Raw genomic sequence first — 1,870 nt, 5'->3', positions numbered from 1 at the left:
GCCTCGATCGCGGCATTCAGCGCGAGGAGTTTCGTCTGTCCCGAAATGTTCGTGATGACCTCGTTGATCTCCGCGATATTCTTCGAGCCGTCGTAGAGGTTCTGCACAGCCTCGCCGACCTTTACGGAGTTCGCCGCGAGGCTGTCGACGCCCGCGACCGCCTTTTCCAGCACAGCGCGGCCTTCGCGCGTCGCCTCAGCCGTCGTCTCAGCAACCTTCGTCGATTCACCGACCACCTTGGCGATGTCCTCGGTCTGCGCGCCCATGTTGTGCGCGACCTCGTTCGCCATCTCCGCGATGTCGCTTTGCTCTGCCGCGCGCTCGGCGATGTCGACAACGGCTTCTGCCGCCGACTGCGACGCATTCGCCGTCTGCGTCGAGCTTGCCGTCAGCTCCTCAGAGGACGCGAGCACCTGCTCGCTGGCCTTCGAGGTGTCCTCGACCATCTTTCGGAGCGTCGTGACCATCTGACTCGAGCTCGTCTGCAGCACTCCGATCTCGTCGACGCGATCGCTCGCGGGCAATTTGTGCGTAAGATCCCCCTTGGCGATGAAACTCATCGTCTCGGACAGGATCTCGATCGGCGAAATCATGCCCGTGAGGAAATAGTAGGTGATGCCGCCCAAAAGCGCGAGAGCAACGAGGCTGATGACAAGAATCGCATAGAGCATCTGCGTCGCCGATGCGAACGCCTCCGACTGCGGCACCTCGATGATGATGTGCCAGCCCGTCGTGCCGATCGGCATCGATTCATAGAACTTGTGCACGCCGTTGAACTCCGCCTCGAACATCTGCGGATCCTTCGATGTGAAGCGCGCTGCCAGATCCTTGTACTTGCCGCCATCCATCTCGTTGAGCCGCGGATCGTCGAGCGTGAATTTCTTGTGGTAGATGAATTCGCTGTCCGGTCCCAGGACGAAGAGCGAGCCATGCTCGCCGACCTTCACATCCTTCAAAATCTCCGTCATACTATCGACGGAAGCATCCATGCCGATGACAGCGACAAGCTCGCCGTTCTTATTGTAGACCGCCTTGCTCAGCGTTATGACCCGCGTTTTGTCAGGGTCGGTCTGATAGACCTCAGAAAGCTCCACATTCTTCGAGTTTACTGCATTCTTGTACCACGGGCGCGTGCGCGGATCGAAACCTTCCGACGCCTGATCCTTCACCACGGACGAACCGTCGGGGAAGCCGACGTAGAATTCAAAGACGCCGGGCCGCGCCGAGATGTCAAGAACCGCCTGCTGCAGATCGTCCCCCTGCGGCAAACCGACGCTCCAATCCTGGGCGATGGTCTCCACCATCGCGCGCTTTTCCTGCACGCTGCCGTCAAGCTCCGCCGCATAACGGCCCGCGCGCTGCTCCATGCCGACTTCCACCGCGCTTTTCAACCCCGAGCTTGCCATCAGATAGATGATCGTTCCCATGAGGATGAAGATGACGATGAGCGGAATGCCGATGCTCAAAAGCATCTTCGGTTTGAGTTTCATTTCGTGCTCCTCCCTGTGTTCTTCCAAAACTTGTAACCTACATGCTTCTCTTCTACTCCATTTTCAAATATCCTGCAAAGATTCCTGATATTTAACCCCAAGAGGTCTAGCCGAAGGTGCAGACCCATCGGCTAGACCTCTGTAAATCATGCGGATGTATGTACCGCGTCTTTTTTCAAAGCCGGAACTTCGCCACTCCCTGCTTGAGCTGCTGCGCAAGCTCGGAGAGCGTGTGGCTCGCAGCTGCAATCTCCTCGGCGGACGCCGCCTGCTCCTCGGAGACGGCGGACACGTCCGTCGCCTTCTGCTGCACGGCATGGGACAGGTCGCTGACCTTCTGCACCGTATCGACCGTGCTCTTGCAGTCCTTTTCGAGCACT

1 protein-coding gene and 1 pseudogene are annotated in these 1,870 nt (G+C 58.5%); both read right to left on the bottom strand.

All coding sequences use genetic code 11. The features are described from left to right. Window positions 1–1,490, bottom strand: a 1,490-nt coding sequence (locus HMPREF1153_RS10445; RefSeq protein ID WP_009646906.1) for a methyl-accepting chemotaxis protein, incomplete at its 3' end; no start/stop codon positions are given. Window positions 1,491–1,665: 175 nt separating this feature from the next. Then, window positions 1,666–1,870, bottom strand: a pseudogene (locus HMPREF1153_RS10440) (methyl-accepting chemotaxis protein); the annotation flags it as partial.

It is taken from the genome of Selenomonas sp. CM52, assembly GCF_000292955.1.
Taxonomy (GTDB): Bacteria; Bacillota; Negativicutes; order Selenomonadales; family Selenomonadaceae; genus Selenomonas.
Note: the sequence above shows the minus strand (reverse complement) of the source record. Positions and strands in the feature narration are given on the sequence as shown.